A 4,309-nucleotide genomic window follows, 5' to 3' on the forward strand; every position below is an offset into this window, starting at 1 on the left:
CGGGCGAGCAGAAGCCGTCCGTGACGGCATCCTGCCCGCTACACTCCCACCGCTCGACGTTTCCCCAGGTCAAGCCACGAAGTACTGCTGGAGTATTAGGGGCCGGGTGGCGTAGCGGGTGTGGTGGGGCGGAGGCTAGTGACAATGCTGGTGTGTCCGCTCAGGCGGAGGGGTTGCGGAAGTCGCACCCGGCCCGCGTAGGCCGTGAGTGTGTCAGCACCGACCGAGGCGCCACCGGCGCCGTTACCACCTCGCGTCTGCGTCCTGGATGCGTCCCGTTCCACCCGGGGGGACCAGGGTGGACGGGACAGCGTTCACGGACAACGGACTCTCCCCGCGAACCCGATGCACGTTATGCAAGATCACACGCCAGGCTGCGGGCGCTCGTGACTACAAGTCGAACGCCAGAAGCGGCCTATTCGCGGCCAAGTGATTCACCGACGCGACGTGTCAGCACTGTGACCAGCGCCCATGGCCGCAGGGCCCGCGATCTCCGGAGCCGTTACAGTGCACCAGCCATGGGTTCTGTGCCGTCGTGCCGAAGAACCGTCATGCGGGGAAGCCACCGACGCGGTGGTCGGTGGCTCCCGTCCTGCTAGGCCTCGGTTGTGTTGGATTCACCGAAGATCGCGTCCATCGCCTCGGCGCCCTCGGTGATGACCGGACGAATCTGTTTGCGGTAGACAGACTCGGTCGTCTGGGTGCTGCTGTGCCCGACGACCCGGGCGATCACCTCCAAGGGGATTCCGTGGTCTGAGAGCAATGAGACGAAGCTGTGCCGCAGCTCCCGAGGTGTCCACTGCTCTGGATGACGGAATCCCGCAGCTTCGAGCATGGCCCTGAAGCTGCGCCGCACTGGTATGAGGTCTTGTCCGTCGTCTCCACCGCCCCTTTTGCGGCTTCTGTGGCGCGGCCGGCGGTGAGGTAGGCGAGGGCGGCCATGGCCAGGGTGATGTGCCGGTACCAGGCCCGGTAGAGCCGGACCTGGTAGTGGTCCAGCCCGCACTCGCCTTTCGCGGTCTGGAAGCACTCCTCCACCTGCCAGCGGGCACCGGCCGTCCTGACCAGGTCCTTCAGCCGGGAAACCGCGGGTCCGTAGCACACGTACTAGGCGATCTCGGTGGGATCCGAGAGGCTGCGACGAGCCAGCACCCAATGCCCGTACCCGCCCTCCCAGACGGGCCGGATCGCGACACGGGCCCAGTGATAGATCCGCTGGCCGTGGGCGCCCGCTCCGGCGGAGACCCGCTTCCACGCCTGCTTCGGCAAGGCCGCAATCAGAGCGTCGACGCGGATGTCTAGGAGGCGACGTGGTTCGGGCTGAGTGTGCGGGTGCGGACCAGGAGGAGGCTGGCGTCGTCGCACGCCACCTGATCCTCGAGGGGTGCCATCGCGCGGGTGCAGAGGTCCTCCAGGGAGAGATCCGGTTGGGCGAGGGCGGTGCCCAGGCGGTGCATTCCCTCGTCGATGTCGGCGTCGCGGGTCTCGACGAGTCCGTCGGTGTACAGGGCGAGGAGACTTCCCTCGGGCAGTTCCAGCTCGACGGCCTCGAAGGGGACTCCGAGTCCGATGCCGAGGGGGACTCCGGTGGGGAGGTCGGGGAAGGTCACCTTGCCCTGCGGGTCGATGATCGCGGGCGGTGGGTGTCCGGCGGTTGCCATGGTGCACTTCCGGGTGGCCGGGTCGTAGACGGCATACAGGCAAGTGGCGCCCACCGCCGCGTCGCTCTGGTCCGGATCGTCGCTGTCTCCTTCCGCCAGTCGCTGGACCGTGTCGTCGAGGTGCGCCAGCAGTTCGTCGGGGGGCAGCTCCAGGCCGGAAAGCGTGTGGGCCGCGGCGCGGAGCTTGCCCATCTTCGCGGCGGCGTTGACGCCGTGTCCGACCACATCGCCGACCACGAGGGCCACCCGGGCGCCGGACAGCGGGATCACGTCGAACCAGTCGCCCCCGACACCGCGGTCCACGTCCGCGGGCAGGTAGCGCGAGGCCGCCTCCACCGCCGATCCTCCCCTGAGACGGCGCGGGAGCAGACTGCACTGGAGCGCGAGCGCCGCGGTCTGCTCGCGGCAGTACCGGCGCGCATTGTCCAACGACACCGCGGCGCGGCTGACCAGCTCTTCGGCCAGGAGCAGATCGGACTCTTGGAACGGCATCGGGTTCTCGGTGCGGACGAACAACGCCGTGCCCAGCAGGACGCGTCGCGCACGGATGGGGACGACCATCACAGAGTGCACGCCGTTCTCACGGATCCGCTCCGTCAGTGCCGGATCGTGGTGGATCCACGAGCCTGGAGCCGTGTCCAGGACCGGCTCCAGGTAGGACCTGCCGGTGCGCAGGACCTCGGCCAGCGGTGGGGCGGACGTCACCGGAATCAAATCACCGCGCCCAGACGGGGCTTTCGGGCCCCGATGGTGGTACGAGGCCAGGCCGACACGCCGGAGAACGGGCGGGCGCTCGCTCATCGAGCCGATGCGGACCAAGCGCCCCTCGCCGAAAAGGGCCGACTGCTCCAGGTCCACGGCCACGTGGTCGGCGAACTGGGGCACGGCGAGTTCCGCCAGTTCCTGACCGGTCTGCTTCACATCCAGGGTGCTGCCAAGGCGCGTGTCGGCCGCGCCGAGGACGGCGAGGCGCTCGCGCACCCGCCGGCTCTCCTTGACATCAACGCTGATGGCGCACACCCCCAGGGGCTGGCCGTCAGCGCCCTGGAGACAGCAGAACGAAACCGCAAATGGGCGCTCCCGACCCAGACTCGTCGGCAGCCACGTCCGGTACTCGTGGACCTTGGTCGTACCGCTCTGGTGAACCTGCCGCATCACCGCCTCGATCGTCGCGGCCTCGACACCGGACCACACATCGGTGACTCGACACCCGAGCCGCCGCTCACGGGAGATGCCGTCGTGGCTCTCCATCACGTCGTTCGCCCAGGCACAGCGCAACTCCAGATCACGAACAGAGACGCCGATCGGCGCGCGGGCAAGAAGCGCCCCCTCCACCGATACGTTCACCGCGTCCCCCGACGACGCGCCAATCTCGGTCACGGACGCAAGCCACCGCACTGCTCCGTCCTGCCCCCACAACATCGAGATCCGCAGCCCGACGTCGAGCACGCGGCCGTCCCGGTGGCGCACCGCCGAAGCGCCCGACCAGCCGTTCCGGGCACGGCACCGCTCGACGAACGCCGACATCGCCGACGCATCAGCGAAGGACGGCAAGACAAGAGCGGCGGATCGACCCACCACGCTCCGGGCGCAGTATCCGACAAGGTGCTGAGCGGCCTGCGTCCATGCGACCACCGTTCCCTGCTCGTCGAGCAGCGCGAACGCCGTATCGGATATCTCAGACGCGTTCATCTGCTTGCTGAGTGTCATCAGGTTGGTGCTGATCGTGGTCAAAGTCATCGAGCCGTTGTCCTCGAATGGCTGGGATCGGGGCATATAGGACGTAGTAAGCAATTCGCCCATTCTGAGATGCTTGACCGAGCAAGGTTCTGCTTTGTGACAACGCCCGGCGCGCACCTTGTCGAACTCTTCGCGGCCGGCCTTGCGGGCGGCGGCACGGCAGTCGCCACGGGCCGACAGCCGCGGCAATGCCAGTTCGGTCGTGACCGCCCACCGTGATCGGGTACGGACTAGCTAGCCGAACAGCTCGAGGATCTGGTCAGCGGCGCCGAGCACGCCCTCTTCGACTTCGACGGCCCCATCTGCCACCTCTTCGCGGGCCACCGCGCGCACCATGTCGCCGACAGCCTGGTGGAGTGGCTGGAGAGACACGGCAGCCATGTACTGCTCACGGACGACGAACGGGCCTCCTGGGACCCGCATGCCGTGCTGAGTGCGATGAGCCGGCTTCAGCCGTCGCCGCGCGCTGGCGAGCGGAGCCGGACGATGGGCGGACCTGGAACGTCGGCGTGATGCGGGAGCCGGGAAACAGCCTGAGAGCAACGGGCGGGAACGACTGAGCGAGCAGGCCGCGCCGGGCCGTCAGAACATAGATCCTCTTCCTCCGACTATCGCGGAGAAAGAGGTGTCGTCTTGCGAGTAGGGCTTGCCCGCAAGGGCTGACCAGGCAAGACGCTCAAGATCACGAAATGGGGGTTCACACCTCCGGTAGTACCTCCGGTGCAACTTTGGGCCCCCCTCTGCAGACAACTCTGCAGACAACTGTGGGTGCAACCCCCATCCGAGGTGCGCCGCAGCACGCTTGGGTCGGCCCGCCCACCGGGCACCGGCCACTCGCACCAGCTCGTCCACGCGGACATCCAGGGGTGCATAGGCGAGGTAGTAGGCGATCTCGTCCGGCCGGCTCA

At 67.9% G+C, this 4,309-nt stretch carries 2 protein-coding genes and 2 pseudogenes; all 4 read right to left on the reverse strand.

The window, feature by feature from the left end:
* Positions 1 to 595: 595 nt before the first annotated feature.
* Positions 596 to 868: pseudogene (locus ABT078_RS42305) on the reverse strand (tyrosine-type recombinase/integrase); the annotation flags it as partial.
* Positions 865 to 1,293: pseudogene (locus ABT078_RS42310) on the reverse strand (IS701 family transposase); the annotation flags it as partial. The pseudogenes ABT078_RS42305 and ABT078_RS42310, both read right to left, overlap by 4 nt.
* 5 nt (positions 1,294 to 1,298) lie before the next feature.
* Complete coding sequence (locus ABT078_RS42315; RefSeq protein ID WP_351237782.1) at positions 1,299 to 3,590, reverse strand: SpoIIE family protein phosphatase; 2,292 nt, start codon at positions 3,588 to 3,590, stop codon at positions 1,299 to 1,301.
* Between the two features lie 45 nt (positions 3,591 to 3,635).
* The gene (locus ABT078_RS42320; protein WP_351237784.1) at positions 3,636 to 3,824 is read right to left on the reverse strand and encodes a hypothetical protein; all 189 of its coding nucleotides are present in this window, start codon (positions 3,822 to 3,824) and stop codon (positions 3,636 to 3,638) included.
* Between the last annotated feature and the right edge of the window lie 485 nt (positions 3,825 to 4,309).

This window comes from Streptomyces sp. NPDC002133, assembly GCF_040296405.1.
Lineage (GTDB): Bacteria > Actinomycetota > Actinomycetes > Streptomycetales > Streptomycetaceae > Streptomyces.